The sequence below is a fragment of the Colwellia sp. M166 genome (genome assembly GCF_024585285.1).
GTDB lineage: Bacteria > Pseudomonadota > Gammaproteobacteria > Enterobacterales > Alteromonadaceae > Cognaticolwellia.
Map to the genome: position 1 here is coordinate 655,651 of NZ_CP040755.1, position 22,221 is coordinate 677,871.

21 protein-coding genes and 1 pseudogene are annotated in these 22,221 nt (G+C 38.6%); 12 read left to right on the forward strand and 10 right to left on the reverse strand.

The genetic code is table 11. The features are described from left to right. The first annotated feature begins 251 nt into the window (after nt 1-251). From FGD67_RS03035 to FGD67_RS03055, 5 genes are all read left to right on the forward strand, one after another. Entirely contained in the window at nt 252-917 is a 666-nt protein-coding gene (locus FGD67_RS03035; RefSeq protein WP_257173637.1) for a Bax inhibitor-1/YccA family protein, read from the forward strand. 111 nt (nt 918-1,028) lie between these two features. Further along, a complete protein-coding gene (tusD, locus tag FGD67_RS03040) occupies nt 1,029-1,406 on the forward strand; it encodes a sulfurtransferase complex subunit TusD (RefSeq protein WP_257173638.1) in 378 nt (125 codons plus the stop codon). Then, on the forward strand, nt 1,406-1,783 hold the full coding sequence (gene tusC, locus FGD67_RS03045; RefSeq protein WP_257173639.1) for a sulfurtransferase complex subunit TusC: 378 nt from the start codon (nt 1,406-1,408) through the stop codon (nt 1,781-1,783). Before tusD ends, tusC begins: the two co-directional genes overlap by 1 nt. A gap of 1 nt (nt 1,784) precedes the next feature. Then, nucleotides 1,785-2,081, forward strand: a complete 297-nt coding sequence (gene tusB / locus FGD67_RS03050; RefSeq protein WP_257173640.1) for a sulfurtransferase complex subunit TusB — start codon at nt 1,785-1,787, stop codon at nt 2,079-2,081. Next, complete coding sequence (locus FGD67_RS03055) at nt 2,078-2,410, forward strand: TusE/DsrC/DsvC family sulfur relay protein (RefSeq protein ID WP_257173641.1); 333 nt, start codon at nt 2,078-2,080, stop codon at nt 2,408-2,410. The genes tusB and FGD67_RS03055 overlap by 4 nt, the downstream gene beginning before the upstream one ends. Nucleotides 2,411-2,427: 17 nt before the next feature. Here the strand turns inward: FGD67_RS03055 and FGD67_RS03060 are convergent, their stop codons facing one another. Together FGD67_RS03060 and FGD67_RS03065 are read right to left on the reverse strand one after the other, a co-directional pair. Beyond that, on the reverse strand, nt 2,428-2,628 hold the full coding sequence (locus FGD67_RS03060) for a hypothetical protein (protein ID WP_257173642.1): 201 nt from the start codon (nt 2,626-2,628) through the stop codon (nt 2,428-2,430). Between the two features lie 172 nt (nt 2,629-2,800). Next, on the reverse strand, nt 2,801-4,249 hold the full coding sequence (locus tag FGD67_RS03065; RefSeq protein WP_257173643.1) for a glyceraldehyde-3-phosphate dehydrogenase: 1,449 nt from the start codon (nt 4,247-4,249) through the stop codon (nt 2,801-2,803). 154 nt (nt 4,250-4,403) lie between these two features. Here FGD67_RS03065 and FGD67_RS03070 point away from each other — a divergent pair, with 154 nt between their 5' ends. Both FGD67_RS03070 and gap read left to right on the forward strand, forming a co-directional pair. After that, complete coding sequence (locus tag FGD67_RS03070; RefSeq protein WP_257173644.1) at nt 4,404-5,207, forward strand: DUF2989 domain-containing protein; 804 nt, start codon at nt 4,404-4,406, stop codon at nt 5,205-5,207. A gap of 724 nt (nt 5,208-5,931) precedes the next feature. Continuing rightward, nucleotides 5,932-6,930, forward strand: a complete 999-nt coding sequence (gap, locus tag FGD67_RS03075; RefSeq protein ID WP_257173645.1) for a type I glyceraldehyde-3-phosphate dehydrogenase — start codon at nt 5,932-5,934, stop codon at nt 6,928-6,930. Nucleotides 6,931-7,290: 360 nt separating this feature from the next. On the opposite strand, the gene FGD67_RS03080 is transcribed toward gap, so the two are convergent. From FGD67_RS03080 to zwf, 5 genes are read right to left on the reverse strand one after another with little or no spacing between them, the layout of a single operon-like run. Beyond that, nucleotides 7,291-7,938, reverse strand: coding sequence for a bifunctional 4-hydroxy-2-oxoglutarate aldolase/2-dehydro-3-deoxy-phosphogluconate aldolase (locus FGD67_RS03080; protein ID WP_257173646.1), 648 nt, complete (start codon nt 7,936-7,938; stop codon nt 7,291-7,293). Nucleotides 7,939-7,946: 8 nt separating this feature from the next. Then, complete coding sequence (locus FGD67_RS03085) at nt 7,947-8,945, reverse strand: glucokinase (protein WP_257173647.1); 999 nt, start codon at nt 8,943-8,945, stop codon at nt 7,947-7,949. Between the two features lie 2 nt (nt 8,946-8,947). Continuing rightward, complete coding sequence (gene edd / locus FGD67_RS03090; protein WP_257175057.1) at nt 8,948-10,780, reverse strand: phosphogluconate dehydratase; 1,833 nt, start codon at nt 10,778-10,780, stop codon at nt 8,948-8,950. A 17-nt stretch (nt 10,781-10,797) separates the two neighbouring features. Then, nucleotides 10,798-11,490, reverse strand: coding sequence for a 6-phosphogluconolactonase (gene pgl, locus FGD67_RS03095; RefSeq protein WP_257173648.1), 693 nt, complete (start codon nt 11,488-11,490; stop codon nt 10,798-10,800). Continuing rightward, complete coding sequence (zwf, locus tag FGD67_RS03100) at nt 11,490-12,959, reverse strand: glucose-6-phosphate dehydrogenase (RefSeq protein ID WP_257173649.1); 1,470 nt, start codon at nt 12,957-12,959, stop codon at nt 11,490-11,492. The genes pgl and zwf overlap by 1 nt, the downstream gene beginning before the upstream one ends. 330 nt (nt 12,960-13,289) lie before the next feature. On the opposite strand from zwf, the gene FGD67_RS03105 reads away from it, so the two are divergent. The 3 genes and pseudogenes from FGD67_RS03105 (at nt 13,290) to FGD67_RS03115 (ending at nt 17,133) form a co-directional block, all read left to right on the forward strand. Continuing rightward, the gene (locus FGD67_RS03105) at nt 13,290-14,138 is read left to right on the forward strand and encodes a MurR/RpiR family transcriptional regulator (RefSeq protein WP_077288394.1); all 849 of its coding nucleotides are present in this window, start codon (nt 13,290-13,292) and stop codon (nt 14,136-14,138) included. A 68-nt stretch (nt 14,139-14,206) separates the two neighbouring features. Then, nucleotides 14,207-15,661, forward strand: coding sequence for a pyruvate kinase (gene pyk / locus FGD67_RS03110; protein ID WP_257173650.1), 1,455 nt, complete (start codon nt 14,207-14,209; stop codon nt 15,659-15,661). Between the two features lie 150 nt (nt 15,662-15,811). Then, a pseudogene (locus FGD67_RS03115) lies at nt 15,812-17,133 on the forward strand (IS4 family transposase). An 88-nt stretch (nt 17,134-17,221) separates the two neighbouring features. Here the strand turns inward: FGD67_RS03115 and FGD67_RS03120 are convergent. After that, entirely contained in the window at nt 17,222-18,070 is an 849-nt protein-coding gene (locus FGD67_RS03120; RefSeq protein WP_257173651.1) for a DUF6279 family lipoprotein, read from the reverse strand. 186 nt (nt 18,071-18,256) lie between these two features. On the opposite strand from FGD67_RS03120, the gene FGD67_RS03125 reads away from it, so the two are divergent. Further along, entirely contained in the window at nt 18,257-19,300 is a 1,044-nt protein-coding gene (locus FGD67_RS03125; RefSeq protein ID WP_257173652.1) for an ATP-dependent 6-phosphofructokinase, read from the forward strand. Between the two features lie 33 nt (nt 19,301-19,333). On the opposite strand, the gene FGD67_RS03130 is transcribed toward FGD67_RS03125, so the two are convergent. Beyond that, complete coding sequence (locus FGD67_RS03130) at nt 19,334-20,248, reverse strand: LysR family transcriptional regulator (protein ID WP_257173653.1); 915 nt, start codon at nt 20,246-20,248, stop codon at nt 19,334-19,336. 314 nt (nt 20,249-20,562) lie between these two features. Here FGD67_RS03130 and FGD67_RS03135 point away from each other — a divergent pair, with 314 nt between their 5' ends. After that, on the forward strand, nt 20,563-21,267 hold the full coding sequence (locus FGD67_RS03135) for a type 1 glutamine amidotransferase domain-containing protein (RefSeq protein WP_257173654.1): 705 nt from the start codon (nt 20,563-20,565) through the stop codon (nt 21,265-21,267). Between the two features lie 417 nt (nt 21,268-21,684). Here the strand turns inward: FGD67_RS03135 and FGD67_RS03140 are convergent, their stop codons facing one another. Beyond that, on the reverse strand, nt 21,685-22,134 hold the full coding sequence (locus FGD67_RS03140; RefSeq protein WP_257173655.1) for an SMI1/KNR4 family protein: 450 nt from the start codon (nt 22,132-22,134) through the stop codon (nt 21,685-21,687). Between the last annotated feature and the right edge of the window lie 87 nt (nt 22,135-22,221).

A 22,221-nucleotide genomic window follows, 5' to 3' on the forward strand; every position in this document is an offset into this window, starting at 1 on the left:
ATAATTCATTGAGCGGAGTTATTCGTATTCGGCACAATAATGACTGTTACAAACTTTGACAATTTATTGATGAATATCAGCTATGTTAAAGATAGTAATTAAAAAAATAGCATGCCATAATATGTCAATATGGTTTGTGGTTAATTTTAACTTGTAGTGTCAGAGTAAAGGTTAAATATTTGATTCATCCTTGAACTTTTGACATTTGACCATATCTAAAAAATATAATTAGCGAACTTAGAGGAAATTTTATGCAATCAAATATTAGTTTAAATGCTAGTAGAAGTTCAGCGATTGAAATTAACAAGGTATTGAAAAATACTTATATGTTACTTTCGATGACTTTGGCGTTTAGTGCCGTAACGGCTGGTGTTTCTATGGCAATGGGCTTGTCTCATATGGCTGCCCTAGTAATGACCTTAGTTTCATTCGGTTTATTATTTGTTGTTAATAAGAATGCCGATAAAGCGAGTGGTATTTTTTGGATTTTTGCCTTTACTGGTTTAATGGGGGCCTCTTTAGGACCAATGCTTAACTATTATGCTGCAATGCCAAACGGTGCTTCATTAATTATGCAAGCATTAGGTGGTACGGCATTAATTTTCTTTGCACTTTCTGGCTACGCGTTAACCAGTAAAAAAGACTTCTCATTTATGGGTGGTTTTTTAATGGTAGGTTTAATTGTTGCTGTTATTGCCATGGTAGCAAACATATTTTTCCAAATACCTGCGTTATCTTTAGCAATTAGTGCTGCAATTATTATGATCATGTCTGGTTTGATTTTATTTGATACTAGCCGTATTATTCACGGTGGTGAAACAAACTACATTCGTGCAACTGTTTCTCTATACTTGAATATTTATAATATCTTCGTACATTTGTTAAGCCTGTTAGGTGTTTTCGGTGGCGATGACTAATTAGCAGTTAAAAATCATTAAATGTGATTAGTAATTGTTTATACTCTACGTATAAAATATAAAGCCTCACTATTGAGGCTTTTTTATTATCTGTTTTTAAGTAAGGCGATTATGCAGAACACTTTAGCTTTGGTGGTTACTACACCGCCAAATAGTAATTTAACCACAAGCGCAATTAAGCTTGTGCAGACGGCAATTGAGAATAATATAAAACTTATTGGCGTGTTTTTTTATCAGGATGGTGTGTTAAATGCAGCTAAGCACTTATCAATACCTAGCGATGAGTTCCAAGCATTATCCCGATGGCAGCAACTCAATAACGACTATAATGTACCACTATATTTGTGTATTACAGCAGCTGAAAAACGTGGTTTAAGTGACGAATTAAGTAGTGATGAACATTCTAATATTGATGCCGCCTTTACGGTATCAGGTTTAGGTGAGTTAGTTGAGTTAACCAATAAAGCCGAACGTGTGGTGCAATTATAATGACAGAGCTAACGCAAGCGACTAAGACGGTTGCTATTGTTAATACCCAAGCGCCCTTTTCGAGCGCTACCGGGAAAGAAGCACTAGATGCAGCATTAATATTTGGCTCATTTGAACAAGCCACTTCATTATTTTTTATTGGCGATGGTGTATTTCAGATGATCGGGAGTCAAAATGCCTCATCAATTGAGATTAAAGATTATTTAAAAACATTTTCAGCATTAGCGTTTTATGACATTGAAAATATTTATGTTTGCCAAGAATCATTAACCGAACGAAACTTACCCGCTAATTTTCATATCGATAATATACAAGTATTAACGACAGCGGAGTTCAGCCAGCACTTACATTCACATCAAGTGATTTACAGGTTTTAACATGGCAATGTTACATATAATTAGAAATTCAGGTTTTACCAATAATACCTTATCACAATGCTTAAATATGAGCTTGCCACAAGATGCTATATTATTAATGGACGACGGTTGTTATAATTTGCAGCATCCATTACTACTCGAGGCGCTAACAAAGCAAGCTGAAATAACGGTATACTACGTTAGCCTACACGCAAGTGCTCGGGCACAAAACAGTGAACAGGCATTATTTACTGCCATTAGCTTTGATGATGTGCTTAAACTTATTTTTACATTCGACAATTCAATTACTTGGTCATGACAATACAATATAACAACACTCAATTAGCGACCGACAAGCAAGGTTACTTACTCGATTTTACCCAATGGAATGAAGAGGTGGCAGTTTTATTGGCCGAAAGTGATGAGATAGAACTTTTAGAAGCACACTGGGAAGTTATTCGTTTTGTTAGAGAGTTTTACTTAACTTACAATACATCACCCGCTATTCGTGCCTTAACCAAAGCGATGAAAGCTGAGTTTGGTGAAGAAAAAGCCAGCAGCCGCTATTTATATCGTTTATTTAAGCAAGGTCCGGCCAAACAAGCGACTAAATATGCCGGGCTGCCTAAGCCCGCTCGTTGTATATAAACTGAGTTTATTTAGCTTTAAACTTTAATGTTAATATTTTGCCCGCTATTGCCTGATGCGGGTAAACTAATATTATCAACAACCGCTGTGGCAATTAAATCTAATGCCATTTGACCTTCCAACTCCTTTTGTGACTTAACTAAATTTGCAGTTTTAAGTCCAACTGCTGTATCTGTATTTAATGATACAGCGCTATTTGCATTTAATTCAATTGACATATTCAACCTCACCTTCTACTCATAATTAAACTCACTATAGGATTATATCGGCACTCTAATGACTAACTTTAATCTTATTTGAAAAATTGCAATAAAAAAGCGCTTACCTAAAAGGTAAACGCTTTTCAAACATGCAAGCTTTAAGAAGCTAAGCGCTGTTAAATACCATTGACTAAGTTAGTGGTAATGTCGGTACGTTGATATCAGCCATGGCTAACATAACACGTACAACTTGACAGCTATAACCAAATTCATTGTCATACCATACGTAAAGTACAGCGCGATCACCGTCAACAATTGTTGCTTGTGAATCAACAACACCTGCATAGCGAGAACCCACTAAATCGGTCGATACAATTTCTGTAGAAGCCGTATAATCAACTTGATTTTGAAGCTTAGAGTTCAAAGAAATCTGACGTAAGTAATCATTTAATGCTGCTTTGTCTGTCGATTTTTTCAAGTTCAAGTTCATGATAGCCATTGAAACGTTTGGTGTAGGAACTCGAATTGCGTTACCTGTTAATAAACCTTTCAATTCTGGTAATGCTTTAGCTACGGCTTTAGCAGCACCTGTAGTACTGATAACCATATTTAATGGCGCACTACGACCGCGACGAGGCGCAGGATGGTAGTTATCAATTAAGTTTTGATCGTTAGTATAAGAATGCACAGTTTCAACGTGACCATTACGAATACCAAACTCGTCGTTTAACGCTTTAAGTACTGGAGTAATAGCGTTAGTTGTACAACTGGCCGCAGAAACAATCTTATCTTCAGATAAAATCATATCTTCGTTTACGCCATAAACAATGTTCTTGATATCGCCTTTAGCTGGTGCAGTAAGCAACACTTTAGCAACACCTTTAGATTGAAGATGTTGACCAAGACCGTCTTCATCGCTCCAAATACCGGTGTTATCTACCACTAGCGCATTGTTGATACCGTATGCAGTGTAATCAATTTCTGAAGGTGATTTAGCGTAAATGATTTTGATAAAAGCGCCATTAGCTTTAATAACGTTATGTTCTTTATCAATAGTGATACTGCCGTTAAAGGCACCGTGAACTGAGTCACGACGAAGTAAGCTAGCACGCTTTTCTAAATCATCTTCTTTACCTGGACGAATAACAATAGCACGTAAATTTAATTTAGCGTTTGGACCGGCTCGTTCAATTAACAAACGTGCTAATAAACGACCTATACGGCCAAAACCGTAAAGTACAACATCTTTAGATTCTTGCAGGTCGGTATCTTTTGCAATAGTGCTTAATTCTTTTTCTAAAAATTGTTCAATTGACAAGCCGTTCGCTTCACCTTTAAATAAATAGCGATAAGCTAACTTACCCACATCAATGCGCGCAGGTGCCAATGACATGCTAGCTAATGCTTGCACGAATGGGAAACTTTCACGTAAGCGTAATTTATTTTCTTCGTGTAAAGCCACTGATTTATGTGCTTTAATAATGTCAATAGCAGAAGCATTTACTAGTGGGCGGCCATAAATAGAAATTTCGATGCCGTTATTTCTAAATAATTGTCCGATGATCGGCTGCATGTTTTCAGCGAATGTTTGACGTTCTTGCCAACTAGTTTGATATTGTTCCTCAAGATGAGAAGTCATTGCGTAAACCTTTTATTTCAGTCAATTGAACGATGGGCTATTATTAATTTAAACTAACTATTAGTAATAACTAAATGCGGCGCATATTGTAATCTAACACGAATTATTTCGCCACCAGTTACAGACGTTTTTCAGGGGTATAATAGAGAAAAATATGACATTTTATAAAATTGCCAGCATTTTACCATTATGTGTATTAATGGCTTGTGAAAACGGACCTAATTTTGCTGAGTTATGTGAACAGAATCCAGAAATTTGTCTGGAGTTTCAAGAAGACACTTGGTGTAAGCGAGAGCGCATAGCCGTTGGTTTTGCCAATTTAGCGGACAAAGTTGAAGCAAACGATAGCAATAAATTTCAACAACTTATTGCTTATGAAGGCTATGCAAAGTGTATGGCGCATGCGTCAAAGATTGAGCATATAAAATTAAAAATTAAAAAGACCATACGCATTAATAATGTCATGAAAGCACAAGAAAAAATAAAAGAAATATCGTTGGCAACACGTAATTCTGAACACCCTGATCTGTTATTTTTTCATTGGTCTCGCTACTTAAATGAGCATTCATTAGCGAAGTTTGTTGCTCTAGAAGGTAATGAGTTACTAGAAAAGCCAAATCGACAAGTTAACTTAGCGAGCTTTTATGCTAAACGTGATCCTAATAAAACCTTAAAGTTGCTATACCATGCCCTTGAGCTTTATGAAAGCGATGCCACGCTTGATACTGAAATATTTAAATCGATCGCCAGTATTTTTGCCGATAAAAAAGAGCATAAGCAAGCTTATATTTGGTCAAAAATATTACATTTATATAATCCAGAAGACACCAACATAACCGATAAAAGCCTCGATAGTTACGCCAAAGGCAGTGGTTTAAATCATGAGTTCTTAGACAAGGTAGCAAATTCAACATTAAACAAAATTATTGCCGGTAAATTTAAATCACCACATAGTTAAAATTTTGCTTCAAGGTATCTAACTCAAGTTAACACTCCAGCTAAGTACTTTTTTATCACTTAGCTGGAGTGTTTATTACTTCCTAAATATCGACCACTTAATCGACCACTTAATCGATAGCAACAAAACTGATACCAAGTCTATTAAGTTTGTTCCCTCTCAGCGCTTACCAAGGATTATTTTAAAAGGCTTACCGTCGGTGTTATTGATTTTGACAAGGTGCTCACAGGGATATGAGTCATTAGAACAACGCAGGAGCAGTTGTCGAGAGTAACCATTATCTTCAATTAATGCCTTGCCTGCATGGATGTAGGTACTGAAGCTCAGTCTGGGACTGTAAAGCTGTGCCGCTAAGCCTTTTAAATTTCACTGAGTGGGAAGAAACTTAGTAGCATTGGTATGATAATTTAATCGACTGCTTTCACCTGCTAAACATATACGCTAGAAAAGTCACACTGTACTTTATTACGCATCTCATAGTACTGTTCGAGTAGTACAACCCGCACGAAAAACCTAGCGATACATCACAAGCAAAAAAAACACATAATAACTGAAAATAAAAACATATAGATTTGAAGGTAACTAGCCTTAATAAAGCCCACCCCAACAAATAAATGTAATAAAACAAGAATTAAATCAATAAAAGTCGTTAATATCGATATAACCCTTGTATTTTTCTGTAAATGATGTAATTTTACTACATAAATAATTTTAAGGTTTTATTATGACAATTAGAGTAGGTATCAACGGTTTTGGTCGTATCGGTCGATTCGTGTTTAGAGAAGCATTTGCTAGAACAGATGTTGAAATAGTCGCTATAAACGACTTAATTGACGTTGATTACATTGCCTACATGCTCAAATATGACTCTACTCATGGCCGTTTTAATGGCACAGTTGATGTAGTTAATGGCCAATTAATAGTGAATGGCAAAAATGTCCGTGTAACAGCAGAACGTGATCCTTTAAATTTAAAATGGAATGAAGTGAATGTAGACGTTGTAGTTGAGTCTACTGGTTTATTTTTAACTGACGAAACCGCCCGTAAGCATATAATTGCCGGTGCTAAAAAAGTTGTGCTTTCAGCACCATCCAAAGATGATACACCAATGTTTGTCATGGGAGTTAATCACACGGAATATACCGGACAAGATATTGTTTCAAATGCCTCTTGTACGACAAACTGTTTAGCCCCTATTGCTAAGGTACTTAATGATAATTGGGGCATCAAAGATGGCTTAATGACAACAGTACATGCAACGACAGCAACACAAAAAACGGTTGACAGCCCGTCTGCAAAGGATTGGCGCGGTGGTCGTGGTGCCGGTCAAAATATTATCCCATCATCTACAGGTGCGGCTAAAGCTGTTGGTAAAGTTATTCCAGCGCTAAATGGCAAGCTGACAGGCATGGCCTTTCGTGTACCAACACCGAATGTTTCTGTGGTTGATTTAACGGTGAATTTGGAAAAGCCGGCGAGTTATCAAGAAATTTGTGCCGCGATGAAAAGCGCTTCTCAAGGTGCATTAAAAGGTATTTTAGGTTACACCGAAGATGCGGTTGTATCGAATGACTTTATCGGTGAACGATGTACCTCTGTATTTGACGCTGAAGCGGGTATCGCGTTAACAGATACCTTTGTTAAAGTCGTTTCTTGGTACGATAATGAAATTGGCTACTCTAATAAAATTTTAGACTTAGCGACCTATATCTCAACATCGTAAAGCTATTGCTTTCGCATTAACATACCAGCGAATAAAAACTAAAAGCCAGAATAAATTCTGGCTTTTTTTGTGTTCAATATAACCTCATAATCTCAGGACTTAGCTCTGAGACTATAATCAATGCAAAGCTATCTGATATCGCTTTATAACGAGGTATGACTCAATAGTGTTGTGTCAGTATTGACATTAATGAAATAAAACAACAAAATTTAGATATTTGCTTATTTCGAGCATTATCAATCAAATACTTAGGATAGTACGCTCATTCGTGCGCTTGCCCTTTCGAGCAATAAAAAAGCCAGTCTATTGCCTGGCTCTATAAATTTGACTAGCAATGAGGCTAGCTAATGTTTCATGGTATTACTTTACATGTGCTAACGCTTGTTTAGCTAAACGGGTAATTTCTTTCCAGTTAGCTTGCTTAATAATCTCATCCGATACTAACCATGAACCACCACAACATGAAACATTAGGTAATGCTAAATAATCACGGACATTATTTAAGTTAATTCCGCCTGTTGGGCAAAACTTAATATCAGGAAATGGCCCTCCAATCGATTGAATGGCTTTCACACCGCCAGAAGCTTCTGCTGGGAAAAATTTCAAGTGATCATAGCCACTATCAATACCATCCATTAGCTCTGAAATTGAAGAAATACCCGGGATCAGGGCAAGGTTACCTTCTTTTCCTGCTTGTAATAAATCTTTCGTTAAGCCAGGGCTGATAGCAAATTTTGCCCCTGCGTCGTAAGATTTTTGTAACAAGTCACGGTTGGTTACTGTACCTGCTCCAATGACTGCTTCAGGTAAATGCTTTGCGATAATGCTGATCACATCTAGCGCTGCCGGTGTCCGTAATGTTACTTCGAGCACTTTAATATCGGCTGCAAGTAGTGCTTCTGCGATTGGCAGTGCATCTTCAACATTTTTTATCACCAACACAGGAACTATTGGACCCATGGCAAAAAGATCCGATGGCTGCATTTGCCAATTATTTGATAACGTCATAATCCCTCTTAATTCTTGATTGTGTTAGTTGTTTTATTTTGGTCTGACATAAACTGTTTAAGATATGCAGAAGCGCCGAGTAAGCCGGGTTGTTCTTCCGTAACGACAAAGGTCGGAATAGGTTGATTAGAGCCCGACATACGCCCTTTTGCTTCAAATCTCATTCTAAAATCACTGGTTTGGAAGTAATCAATAAAACGAGGGACAATTCCGCCTGCAATGTAAACGCCGCCATAACTACCGAGCGTTAAAGCAAGATTACCGGCAAAACTGCCCAACACACGGCAAAATTGTGCAAGAGTTTCAGCACATAGTTCACAATGATTGGCTAAACCGTTAGTGGTGATTTCTTTTGCTGATAACTGCGAAGCCATACCGTTTTTAATGAAACTCAGTGCTTGATATATTTGTTCTAAACCTAGTCCAGAGAGTAACTGTTCATATGAAACTCGTGCATACTTGGTCATTAAGAATTTTAAAATTTCTATTTCCTGTTGATCAACAGGCGCAAAGTCGACATGTCCGCCCTCACCGCTCAAGCTATGCCAAGCAGTATCTATCGCAACTAAATTGGCAACACCTAAACCCGTACCTGGACCACAAATTGAGATTGGTTTACCGTTAATAACGTCACCAACACCAATTTGCACTTTTTGCTTAACCGATAATTGCGGTATAGCATGAGCAATGGCTGTAAAGTCGTTAATCAACACCAGTTGATGCAAGTGTAATTGTGCTTTTAACGCTTGCTGAGAAAACTGCCAAGGCAAGTTAGTCATGACAATTAAATCTTTATCAACCGGACATGCAATGGCTAAACAAGCATTAATTTTTTTACCAAGCAATTGATGTTGGGTCAAAAAATTTGTTAGCACTTCTGCTAGCCCTGCATAATCAGCACATGCGTATATTTCAATATTTGAGATATTGCCCTGTTCATTGATCTGCGCAACACGCATATTGGTGCCACCAATGTCAGCAATAATGTTGATTTCATTACCTATCATGGTTAGATCTCACTCTCTATGCCATCGTCGAATAGTGAACAAGCACCGGTTTCAGCAGAGCTAAGATTACGTCGCATGAAACCAAACAATTCACGGCCCATGCCTTGATGATGGCCATTAACCTTAAATACTGAGTTTTCGCGCTTTGATAATTCGCTTTCTTCAACTAACAAGGTTAACTCGCCACTTTCACCATCAAGTAAAATCATGTCACCCGTTTGTATTTTTGCGATCAAACCACCATCTAAGGCTTCAGGGCATAAGTGAATTGCCGCAGGAACTTTACCTGACGCACCTGACATGCGACCGTCCGTCACTAAGGCAACTTTAAAGCCTTTATCTTGTAACACACCTAATGGCGGCGTGAGTTTATGTAATTCAGGCATACCTCGAGCTTTTGGCCCTTGAAAACGAACCACGGCAATAAAGTCTTTATCTAGCTCACCGGCATTAAAGGCAATATCAAGTTCATGTTGATCTTCAAAAACAACAGCAGGTGCTTTAATAACAAAACTACCTTCACGCAATGATGAGGTTTTTAATACTGAAACCCCTAAATTACCCTTCATAACTTTTAAGCCGCCGTGGCTACTGAAAGGATTTGCTGTTGTTGCAATGATTTCGCTATCGCCTGAACTTGTTGCGCCGTCAACCCAGAGTAATTTGCCATTTTCTAAAATAGGTTTTTGGGTATAACGCGTTAAGCCACGACCACAAATAGTTTCAACGTCTTCATGTACCAAACCAGCATCAATAAGTTCTTTGAATAACAATGCCATGCCACCCGCTTCTTGAAATTGGTTTATATCAGCATGTCCATTCGGGTAAATACGCGTTAATAACGGCACTGCGTCAGATAAATCATTAAAATCTTGGAAGTTAATAATAACCCCTGCAGCTTTAGCAAAAGCGATGATATGCATGGTTAAGTTCGTTGAACCCCCTGTTGCTAACAAGGCAACAATGGCATTAACGAATGAACGCTCATCAATCATTTTACCAATTGGCATATAATTACCCGATTGCTGTGTCAAACGTGTAACTTGTCTTGCCGCAGCTTTCGTTAATTCCTCACGTAAAGCTGTATTTGGTGCGATAAATGAAGCACCAGGTAAATGTAAACCCATCACCTCAACCACTAACTGATTAGAATTTGCCGTACCAAAGAAAGTACAAGTACCGGCACTGTGATAAGACGCAGACTCAGCTGCTAATAACTCTTCTTCGCCCACTTCGCCTTGAGCATATTGTTGACGTACACGAGCTTTATCTTTGTTTGGTAAACCAGAGGGCATAGGACCCGCAGGTACAAATACCGTTGGTAAGTGACCAAATGTCATACTGGCGATCATTAGTCCTGGGACTATTTTGTCGCAAATACCTAACATAAGTGCGCCGTCAAACATATTATGTGACAACGCAACAGCCGTCGACATCGCAATAACATCACGGCTCATCAGGCTTAAATCCATACCCGGTTGCCCTTGTGTAACACCATCACACATCGCCGGTACACCACCGGCAAATTGTGCTACACCACCAGTTTCTTTAACTGCCGCTTTAATAATGTCAGGGTAAGTCTGATACGGTTGATGTGCAGAAAGCATGTCATTATAAGCCGAAACAATAGCGACATCAGAATGGTTAACACCACGTAATGTTGCTTTGTCATCTTTACCACACGCGGCAAAACCATGAGCTAAGTTGCCACAAGACAAGTTAGCGCGATGCACAGTCGTTGATTTTTCACCCGCAATTTTATCAAGGTAAGCAGCACGAGTGGCTTTACTTCGGTCGATAATGCGTTGTGTGATCCGTAAAACATTTTCATTCATAACATTTTTATTCATCATTATTCCGCCCAATAAACTTGTGTATTAACGTCTGGCGCTTGTAGAAAAGCCCTAATTGGCATTTCTTTACATTCCTGTCCGGCAATAGCTTTAGCTAACACCTGCTTTTTGCTGACGCCACTAATATGTAAAAAGGTAGTTTTACTTTTAGCTAAGGCAGCAAAACTAAAACTAATACGCTGATATGGCGCCGTTTTTGGTACAACTTTTAAGAGTGCTTCGCTATCAAGTGCTAAGCATTGCACTATTTCATCACTACAAGGAAACAACGAGGCGGTATGACCGTCTTCGCCCATACCTAAGATAAGCACATCTAAAGGCAATAACTGTTGCTCAGCCGCTAGATTTAAATCTGCTAAGGTTTCCTCGGTGAGCGCCTCACCCTGCTTCAAATGGAAAAACTTAGCTTTGATTGCTTCATTTTGTAATAAATACTCATGTACTAACTTAGTGTTACTGTCAGTAGAGTCAATATCAACCCAACGTTCATCTGCTAAAGTGATAGTAATGGCATGCCAAGCAATTTTTTTCTTCGATAAGGCTTGAAAAAAGCCTTTCGGTGTTGAACCACCAGAAACGGCTAGGCTGGCTTTACCTTTGATTTTTACAGCTGCAGAAAGTAAGTTGGCAACCTGCTCTGCAAGCGCACTATCAAGTAGCTCGCGTTGTTCAAATTCATTAAATTGATACATTATTCCACCCATTGGCGATCATCGCGTGCAATTAAAGAAATTGATGAAACAGGCCCCCAAGAACCAGCTGCATAGGGTTTAGGGGCATCATGAGTTGCTTTCCACGCGGCAATAATGCTGTCCGCCCATTGCCAAGCAGCTTCAACTTCATCACGGCGAACAAATAGCGACTGGTTGCCATTAATCACTTCCAGAATTAAGCGCTCATAAGCATCAACAACGCGTTGGTTATCGTAAGCTTGCGAGAAACTTAAATCTAATTTATTTTCGTGAATTTGCATTTGCGATGAAATACCCGGAATTTTATTCATCATTTCAAGCTCTACACCTTCATCGGGTTGTAAGCGGATGGTCAACTTATTTGATGGTAAATCGGTATAACTTTCGCTAAAAATATTATGAGCTTGCTGCTTAAAATGCACAACAATTTCACTGTGTTTTTGTGGCATACGCTTACCTGTACGAAGGTAAAATGGCACGCCAGCCCAACGCCAATTATCAATTTCAGCTTTTATCGCAACAAAAGTTTCCGTAGCGCTATTGGCTTTAGCGCCCTCTTCATTCAAATAACCAGGTACTGCAACACCATTTAGGTAACCATCTGCATACTGACCTCGCACAGTTTTTTCTTTAACGTTTTGGCGAGTAATAGGTTTAAGCGCTTTAATGACTTTTAACTTTTCATCACGAATACTATCAGCACTTAAGTCTGCCGGTGGCTCCATCGCTAATAACGACAGCACTTGCAATAAGTGGTTTTGCACCATATCACGCATTTGCCCTGCTTCATCATAAAAGCCCCAACGGCCTTCAATACCAACGCTTTCAGCGACGGTAATTTGTACATGGTCAATACAGTTTCGATCCCAGTTATTGGTGAAAAGTGTATTAGCAAAACGTAATACCAACAGATTTAACACCGTTTCTTTGCCTAAGTAGTGATCAATGCGGTAAATTTGATTTTCGTTAAAGTAACGAGACACCTGATCATTAATCACTTTTGATGATTCTAAACAATGACCAATAGGTTTTTCCATGACCACTCTATCGACATCATTAATTAATTTGGCTGACTTTAAGCCTTCACTAATATCACCATAAATAGCCGGTGGTGTTGAAAAGTAGTAAACACGTGCAGCATTTGCTGAAACTAAGGTTTTTGCTAGTTTGCTGTAAGATTTTGTCTCTTTAAAATCAAGCTGCTGATACACCAATTTAGCTAGAAACTTGGTCACTGTATTGCTATCTAATGCTTCAGTGATGAATTCATTTAAGCTTTCGTCAATTTGTTGGCTAAATTGCGCAAGGGTGAGATCATCTCGTGCAACAGCGATAATACGGGTATCGTCACTCAACAAGCCGGCTAATTCTAATTGATATAAAGAAGGTAGAAGTTTACGACGAGATAAATCTCCAAGCGCTCCAAAAATAACAATTTCGTTTGCTAACGGGCAATCTATGTTTTTCATAGCATCTGTTCTCAATTATTTTATCTATATTAGTTTTATTGTAACTAAACTACATTTAAAGTTAATTTATCGACTATAGCGTCAGTAGTAAAGCATTTTATGTAATTTTACTACATTTATCGTATTTCAATAGAAAATAGCGTGCTTAAGTACGGTTACGAGCTGAAAATTGATTAAATATTTGCTAATTTTGACACTTTTGCTTTATATTAGCCTTAAATATGAAATAAATTTTCATAATTTCTGTTATTAAAGCAGAAAATAAATTACAGTTACACTAGATTTGGTTAGTATAGTACCAGTTAAGTAATCCGTTAAGGCTTAAACGCAATGAATATATTAGAAAAGATCGCCAACGAGTTAGATACTTTCAGTAAGTCTGAGCGTAAGGTGGCTGAAGTTATATTATCATCGCCAAGTACCGTCATTCATGCCAGTATCGCGGCATTGGCTAAACAAGCTAATATCAGTGAACCGACAGTGAATCGCTTTTGTCGACGACTAGACACTAAAGGTTATCCAGATTTTAAGCTGCATTTAGCACAAAGCTTAGCTAATGGTACACCTTACGTTAATCGCCATGTAGATGAAAATGATTCGGCGGAAGAATACACCTCAAAGATTTTCGAATCGACTATGGCCAACCTTGAACTTGCCCGTAAAAGTCTTGATACATCAACAATCAACCGTTCCGTTGACCTACTTACCCAAGCCAATAAAATTTCCTTTTTTGGTTTAGGTGCTTCAGCGGTTGTTGCTCATGATGCACAAAACAAATTTTTTCGCTTTAATGTCCCTGTGGTTTATTTTGATGACATATTAATGCAACGTATGAGTGCTATAAATAGTCGTCAAGGTGATGTTGTGGTCGTTATCTCCCACACTGGTCGCACTAAATCATTGGTTGATGTTGCCAGTTTAGCCCGTGAAAATGATGCCACTGTTATTGGTATTACCACCGCAGGAACACCATTAGCGAAAGAGTGTAATATTGTACTATCAGTTGATGTTGCCGAAGATACCGACTTATATATGCCCATGGCATCACGTATTGCTCAACTCACCTTAATTGATTGTTTGGCTACCGGCTTTACTTTGCGCCGTGGCACAAAATTTAGAGATAATTTGAAGAAAGTTAAAGACAGTTTGCGTAGTTCTCGTTTTGAACGTAAAGATTAATTTTCTGCTATTGGTAGCTTATCTATAGTGGTTTTAAAGTAAAATATTGCATAAATTTAAGGATTATCATGCCTAGAAGAACCAAAATTGTCGCGACCTTAGGTCCGGCAACTGACGAAAGAGCTGTATTAAAAGAAGTGCTTGCTGCTGGTGTAAATGTTGTTAGATTGAATTTCTCTCACGGCATTCCACAAGATCATATCAACCGTGCCAATACCGTACGTGAATTAGCAAAAGAGCTTGGCATTTATGTTGGTATTTTAGGTGACTTACAAGGGCCTAAAATTCGTGTTTCAACCTTTAAAGATGGTCCGATCAGACTTGCCATTGGCGATAAGTTTGAATTAGACGCCGCCTTAGGGAAAGGTGAAGGTAACCAAGAAAAAGTCGGCATTGATTACAAGAAACTTCCGCAAGATGTCATCCCTGGTGATATTTTATTGCTTGATGATGGCCGTGTGCAACTACGTGTACTTGAAACCAAAGACCAATCCGTTTTTACTGAAGTCACGGTTGGTGGACCTTTATCAAACAACAAAGGTATCAACCGACAAGGTGGTGGTCTTACAGCCCCTGCTTTAACAGACAAAGATAAAGAAGATATCAAATTAGCCGCAAAAATTAATGTCGATTTTCTTGCCGTATCATTTCCACGTGACGCAGCTGATATGCGCGAAGCGCGTTTATTGGCTCAAGAAGCCGGCTGTGACGCCCGCTTAGTTTCAAAAATTGAACGTGCTGAAGCGGTAAACGACGATAAAGTACTCGATGGTATTATTTTAGCCTCTGATGTTGTTATGGTTGCACGTGGCGATCTTGGTGTTGAAATTGGCGATGCTGCTTTAGTTGGTAAACAAAAGCACATCATTGCACGTAGCCGTCAATTGAACCGCGTAGTGATCACGGCGACACAAATGATGGAAACCATGATTGAGCAACCTATGCCAACACGTGCCGAAGTCATGGATGTGGCTAACGCCGTACTAGATGGTACTGATGCCGTAATGCTTTCTGCAGAAACAGCCGCAGGTAAATATCCTGTTGAAACTGTTAAGGCTATGGCCGCTGTATGTATTGGTGCCGAGAAGGAAAGCTCGATTACTACCTCTAAACATCGCGTTGAAATGACCTTTGCTGAAGTTTCTGAAACTATTGCTATGTCTGCAATGTATGCGGCAAACCATTTAGATGGCGTTAAAGCGATTATCGCTTTAACCGAATCAGGCCAAACTAGCAAAATCATGTCACGTATTTCATCAGGCTTACCTATTTATTCACTATCACGTCACAGTAAAACGTTGACTAAAACAGCGATTTATCGTGGCGTTTACCCGGTTTCTTATGACTCTACTAGTTGTGATAATGATGATAAATTGGCTCAAGACGTGTTAGCGCTTGTCGCTAAAGGCTCTGAATTAAAAACCGGTGATAAAGTGATATTAACCCATGGTGATTTGATGGAAACGGTTGGTGCAACCAATACTTTAAAGATTTTAACTTTAGCGAAAAAACATTTTGCCTAATGGTCTAATATCAAACCGTTCTATACCAAGCAATGTAATTAAAAAGGTAGCGTAAATGTTCAATGCCGATCAGTTAAGAAAATGACCTGTTGACCGATCCAAACGATCATGCAAAATCCGTAGTTAGGAAACTAACTACGGATTTTTTTTGTGAATATAGAACAAGCACTGCAAGCAACACTTGAAGAAAGCAACCGATACCATACCTTTGAAAAATTATCAGAAATTCTTGACCCTGAAATCATTGAACAAGGCTTTCAACAAGCAGGGATTGCTACCGTTCGTAAGCGAAGGTTACCGCTTGAGGCTGTTTTGTGGTCAGTTATTGGCATGGCATTATTTCGAAAAGAATCGGTTTGGAATATCGCCAATAAGCTAGATATCATGCTACCTGGCAAAAACCAACTCGTTGCTCCAAGTGCAATGGTACAAGCGAGACAAAGGTTAGGTGATGACGCCGTTAAACAGGTTTTCAATAAATCTGCTCAATCAATGTATAAGCAACAGTCATTCGAAACATGGAATGGTTTGAATCTATTAGCGGTTGACGGTGTTGTGTGGCGAACAGCCGACACGCCTGACAATCGTAAAGCATTCTCTTCTGGTAGCAACCAATATGGTGATACAGCCTTTCCTCAAATACGCATGGTCTGTCATATGGAATTGACCAGCCATCAACTACTCAGTAGCGAGTTTGATAACTATAAAACCAACGAGATGAAATTAGCTGAGCGTTTAATTGAACGTACACCAGATAATTCACTAACTATGTTTGATAAAGGATATTATTCTTTAGGCCTGTTAAATCGTTGGCACCAAACTGGGAGTATGAGGCACTGGCTGATACCAGCAAGGCCCGACTTACAGTATGAAATCATCTCTAGCGCGGGTAAAAATGATCATATCATTGAATTGAAAACAACCAAGCATGCACAAAAAAACTTTCCCGATGTTCCTGAAACGATTAAAGCGAGATTAATCAGTAAAACAATCAAGGGCAAAAGCTACCGTATATTGACCTCGATGACGGATAGATTGCGTTTTCCATGCAATGAAATTGTTGAATTATACTGTCATCGTTGGGAGATAGAACTTGGATTTCGAGAAATCAAAAAAACCATGCTTGATAGCGCATACCATTTGAGAAGTAAGCGTCCAGACATGGTACGTCAGGAGCTATGGGGTGTGTTACTCGCCTATAATTTAATACGAAGAATAATGACGATGGCAGCAACAGTCACAGGGATATGGCCTAACCAGCTAAGTTTCTCTAGCAGTTCGATGGCTGTCATTCAGTATTTCTCATCAATATCTATAATGAGTCCAGGGAACATTCCAATACACTGGCAGCACTTACTCAATACACTGGTCTTATTTAAGCTTCCAACTAGACGAGAAGATATCCCCGATGGGTGAAGCCAAAACCATCTAAGTACCCCCATAAAAAAGAAAATGCCAGTCAGCTTAACTGACTGGCATTGAGCGTAAATGTTACCTTTTATTTTTCGATTTTTAACCTCAGAATAAATACTTTCAACAGACACTTTACTACTGACTAAGTCAGTCATTAGCAATCAAGTAATTTAAATCACCTACAACCGTATTAATTTTTTTATTAATACGTTTACGTTGTTTGTCTGTTGCTGAGGTGGCCATGTAAACAAAAATGCGGGCAAATAGCTGATTATTATTTTTAGTAATAGCATTTAAATTATCATCTCGTAAACTGCGACCATTAACGAACAAGCGATAGAACTCAAACTTGAATTGGTGCTCTGGTAGCTCCGCATTTAGCAGTTCAGCAAATTGATTAGTCCAATGTTGACGATAGTTCATTCTAGGTTCGAACGAACGCTGATAAGATTGACTCAGCAAGCTAACTTGTTCTTTCTGTCTTGGTGTTAACCTACCAAACCAGGCTTTAAGTTGATCTATTTGCTGCTCAGCTCGTACTTCAAACCATTGTTGTTGAGTAAGCATTTCATTATCGTCGATCTGCTCTTGCTGTGCGGCTTTTAATGCCAAGAGTAATTGTTGTTTTTGTTTAGCTGATAAACTAAAAGCTAAAGGTTGTAGTTTAGGTTCAACAGCAATTAAAATATTTTGCCAATGCTCAAGTAATTGGGTTAAGTTTTCTGCTACTTGCTGTTCACCTAGGTCATTATTGATCGAAAATTGTAGTGCCTTTAGCTGTTTAACATAAAGAGGTAGTTGTGTTGTACGATGCCAGTCGTGTAACGCTTCGAAAGACGTATCAAAAGCTTGCTGTTGTAATTCAGTCAAGGTGACATAGTCATCAAGATACCAATTTGCCCACCAATCTAAATGATTATAGATAAAACGAAAACCACAACCAGAGACAAGAATTGCCAGTACACACGCCAGTAAATTAGTTCTGAAATTATTCATCAAAGTCCTATATGGTAAATTTTACACACTTTATGTCGCTTAATTATATAAAATGATAAAACTGTTATTGACTTACATTAAGATAAGCGTGCTTTAAAAGAAAACTATTTTTACTTTTGCTCAACAATTGTTAGTTTAGATAAGCTTGTTAAATTTTAGTTATCGGTTAGTCATCAGCAGGAAGTTATGCAAAAAAATATTCAAACAGTAAAAAAAATTGCCATTTTAACCAGTGGTGGTGATGCTCCAGGCATGAATGCGGCTATTCGAGCTATTGTTATCGCTGCACAGCATTATCACCTAGAGGTGACTGGTTTTTATGCCGGCTTTAATGGCTTGATTGACGATGTTTCAGTGCCGCTAGGCCTAAAAGATGTTAGTCATATTATCCATCGCGGCGGCACTATCTTAAAAAGTGCTCGCTGCCCGGCGATGGAAACAACATTAGGCATAGCACAAGCCACTAGTACACTATTAAAAGCACAAATAGATGCCTTAATTGTCATTGGAGGCGACGGTTCATTTACCGGTTTAATTGCTTTACAAAAACAGTGGTCTGGGCAAGTTATCGGTATCCCCGGTACCATAGATAATGATATTGATGGTACTGATTTTACTATAGGATTTTCTACGGCGATTAATACCGCTATCGAAGCTATTGATAAAATCCGCGACACAGCAGAAGCATTTGAGCGAATTTTTATTGTTGAATTAATGGGCCGGCACAGTGGTCATATCGCTTTTAATGTTGGTATTGCCTGTGCCGCTGAACAAATCATTTCATTTGAGAACTTTTCATTTGATAAAAATGCTAATCATAATGAAGCTGAGAAGCTAAAAGCACTTGCCAAGGAAATTAAACAAGCACAAGCGAATCGTCACGCGAGTTATATTATCGTGCTTGCCGAAAATTTATGGCGAGGTGGCGCTTCAGCGCTCGCTCAACAATTACAAACCATAGCTAAAATCGATTGTACGCCATGTATTCTTGGTCATGTACAGCGCGGTGGCTCACCAGTTGCTAAGGATAGAATTTTAGCGACCAAGATGGGCGTTGCTGCCGTACAGGCCATTATATCTGGACAATCCAATATCATGATTGCCGAACAAAGCAATACCATAGCCCATGTTGCCTTACCAATCGCCATTATGCATCAACAAGGCGTCAGCGAAAGTTTAGTACAAGCACAAGAGAATATTTTAGCCTTAACTGCACAGCACTTATCTTAGCTATCGCAAGTTAGCTTCTATAAGCTCATTACCTCAGCTTGTCGCTAAATTAGCCTGTTGCTGGGTAAAAAATTGGCTAAGAAAATCGATTAATAACCGCAACTTTTTAGAGTTAGCCGCACCTGGCGGAAAAACTCCATAAACGTCTATCGGCTTTGCTTGATAGTCATCTAATATGGTTTGCAAACGTCCAGCTTTAATCTTTGGCCAAGCGTCATACATAGGGATGCGTGCTAAGCCATGTCCGCCTTCAACGAAAGCCGTTCTTGCTGTCGCATTATTCGTCGCGATTGTACCTTTCACCTCGAATGAGTAACTTCGTCCGGCTTTTTCTAAGCTTATTTTATTACTGGTCAGTTTATAAATAATCCAATGATGTTGGCTTAATTCATTGAGCTGTTCGGGACGGCCATATTGTTGAAAATATGCAGGAGAGCCACAAAGGCAGGTTGCAAGCACGGCAAGTTTACGCGCTTGTAAACCAGAATCCGATAAAGGTGCTCCTCTGATGGCCAGATCAATACCTTCTTTAACAATATTAACCACTTCATCTGTTAACATCAGATCAAGTTCAATTTTTGGATAGATTTTACGAAACTTATCTAGCGCGGGCACAATGGTATGTAGTCCAACACTCACCGGACAAGTGATTTTTAACAGGCCTTCTGGTTCATTTTTAATATTTTCAATTTGTTGATTCGCAGCACTCGCCTGTTGAGCAATAATACGGCAACGTTGATAATAATTACTTCCTGCTTCTGTCAGGGCAATAGAGCGTGTAGAACGATTTAAAAGCGTAATGCCAAGCTGTCGCTCAAGTTTTTTAATATGGTAGCTTACTACAGCCCTAGAGAGGCCAATATGCTTTGCTGCCGCACTAAAACTACCTTGTTCAACGACATGGGAAAAAACCACCATGCTTTTCAACTGCTCGAAAGAAATATCCACTCACGTCTCCTACTTGTTTAATGACTTGCCACTTGCTTTAACACACCGACTACCGATTAACAGCACTACGATACTCGTAAAATATTGCTACCAAAAAAACAAAGCATGGGCTACTTGCCGGATATTACGTAGCGGAAAAGCCATTGTATCAATTATTAAAACAAAGTTATCAATTTTATCAGCATTGTATAAATATTGATTGAGCATATACTCGTTTACATCAACAAATAAGTACCAGCTGAAACGGCAAATAAGGTCGTTTCACTATTTCATGCTCACCGACAAGTCGCTTATAAAAGCGTAGGATAATTAACATGACTACAAAGAATTCAGCACTTTCAACAGCAGTATTAATGGTATTAACCTCACATGACAAATTGGGCGATACCGGAGAAAAAACCGGATTTTGGTTAGAAGAATTTGCTTCGCCTTATTATCAATTAGTCGACGCTGGCTTCAATGTTACACTGGCATCACCTTTAGGTGGACAACCACCACTAGATCCAAAAAGTGCAGAAGTTGACTTTCAAACTGATGCTACTCGTCGCTTTGAGCAAGACAGCGCTAGCCAAGCAGTATTAGCAAATACTAAAAAGCTCAATTTGATTGATGCCAATGACTATGCCGCTGTTTTCTATCCTGGTGGCCATGGCCCAATGTGGGATTTAACCAACGATCAGCACTCAATTGCTTTGATTTCAGCATTTATTAAACAAAATAAACCTGTAGCAGTGGTTTGTCATGCAACTGCTGTATTGCTTAATGTTAAGGATGCTAATGGTGATGCCATCGTCAAAGGTAAAAAAATCGCTGGTTTTACTAATAGTGAAGAAGCAGCCGTACAGCTAACTGATATTGTGCCTTTTTTACTTGAAGATGAATTAATTAAACTAGGGGCTAACTACCAAAAAAGTGACGACTGGGCTTCTTTTGTGGTTGAAGATGGCGATATTATCAGTGGGCAGAATCCAGCAAGTTCAAGTGAAGCTGCAGCACGTTTAATTATCAAGTTAAGCTAACAGCATTGCTTTTAGTCGAGGTGAATGAGTAAAGGTAGCGGCTAAAGCTACATACTGAAGCTTTACTGAAATTAGTATTAATATTACATAGTTGAAAAATAGTCGACACATAAGAAAGCGTGTTCGACTATTTTTTTAACTATATAATACCAATTGAAATAAACAATTGATCATTTTAAGGCGGTTTAAATCTCCAATAACTGCGTTGCTTTCAATCACAATAGCTAGCTATTACTCAATCAAGCGCCTTATTCTTGAAAATTTACCCTCGCTTAAAATTGATCGATAACTTATTACATTTGGTATAACATCACTTATACCGAGTATCATTTTATACCAATCATCATTTATGATTATCAGATTACGGTCTTATGTGTATAATTAACAACGATTTAAATGTAGGTTATTCTGAATAAATTAAAGCGTGTTAAAACGATCGAGCCAAGCACTAAAAGTATCTGCCACTAGGCTAACTGTACGTAAGTCATGATTATAAAACCACACAGGAACCTCTTGGTTGTTCGTTCCACAATCACTTAGTTTGAAACAGAACATATTGCCTTTACAATCTGAGGCAAACAAAATATGCCCTTTCGGCATCCCAGTCATTTCATAAAGCTTAGATAATGAGTAAACATCTTCGAGACTTAAAAAGTCTTGTACTTCGCTGATATCGACACCCAAATCACATATTTTAGTCAGTACGTTCGGTGAATGTACTAAGCCATAATGCAATAATAGATATTTATACGATTCTGGTAATGTTGCCGCTAATCGTGCTTCAAGCGCTGAAATATCAGCACGTGCTATCGGGCTCATCACTTGCTTGTTGGCCCAGTTTTTTACAAAGAGATCAATACTGTTCATTGAGAAAACTCCAAACGCGTGGGTCTGTTAAAGAAAAGGTTTATTTAAGAAAAGTACTGATACTGAATTAATGGGTAGAATAGCGTA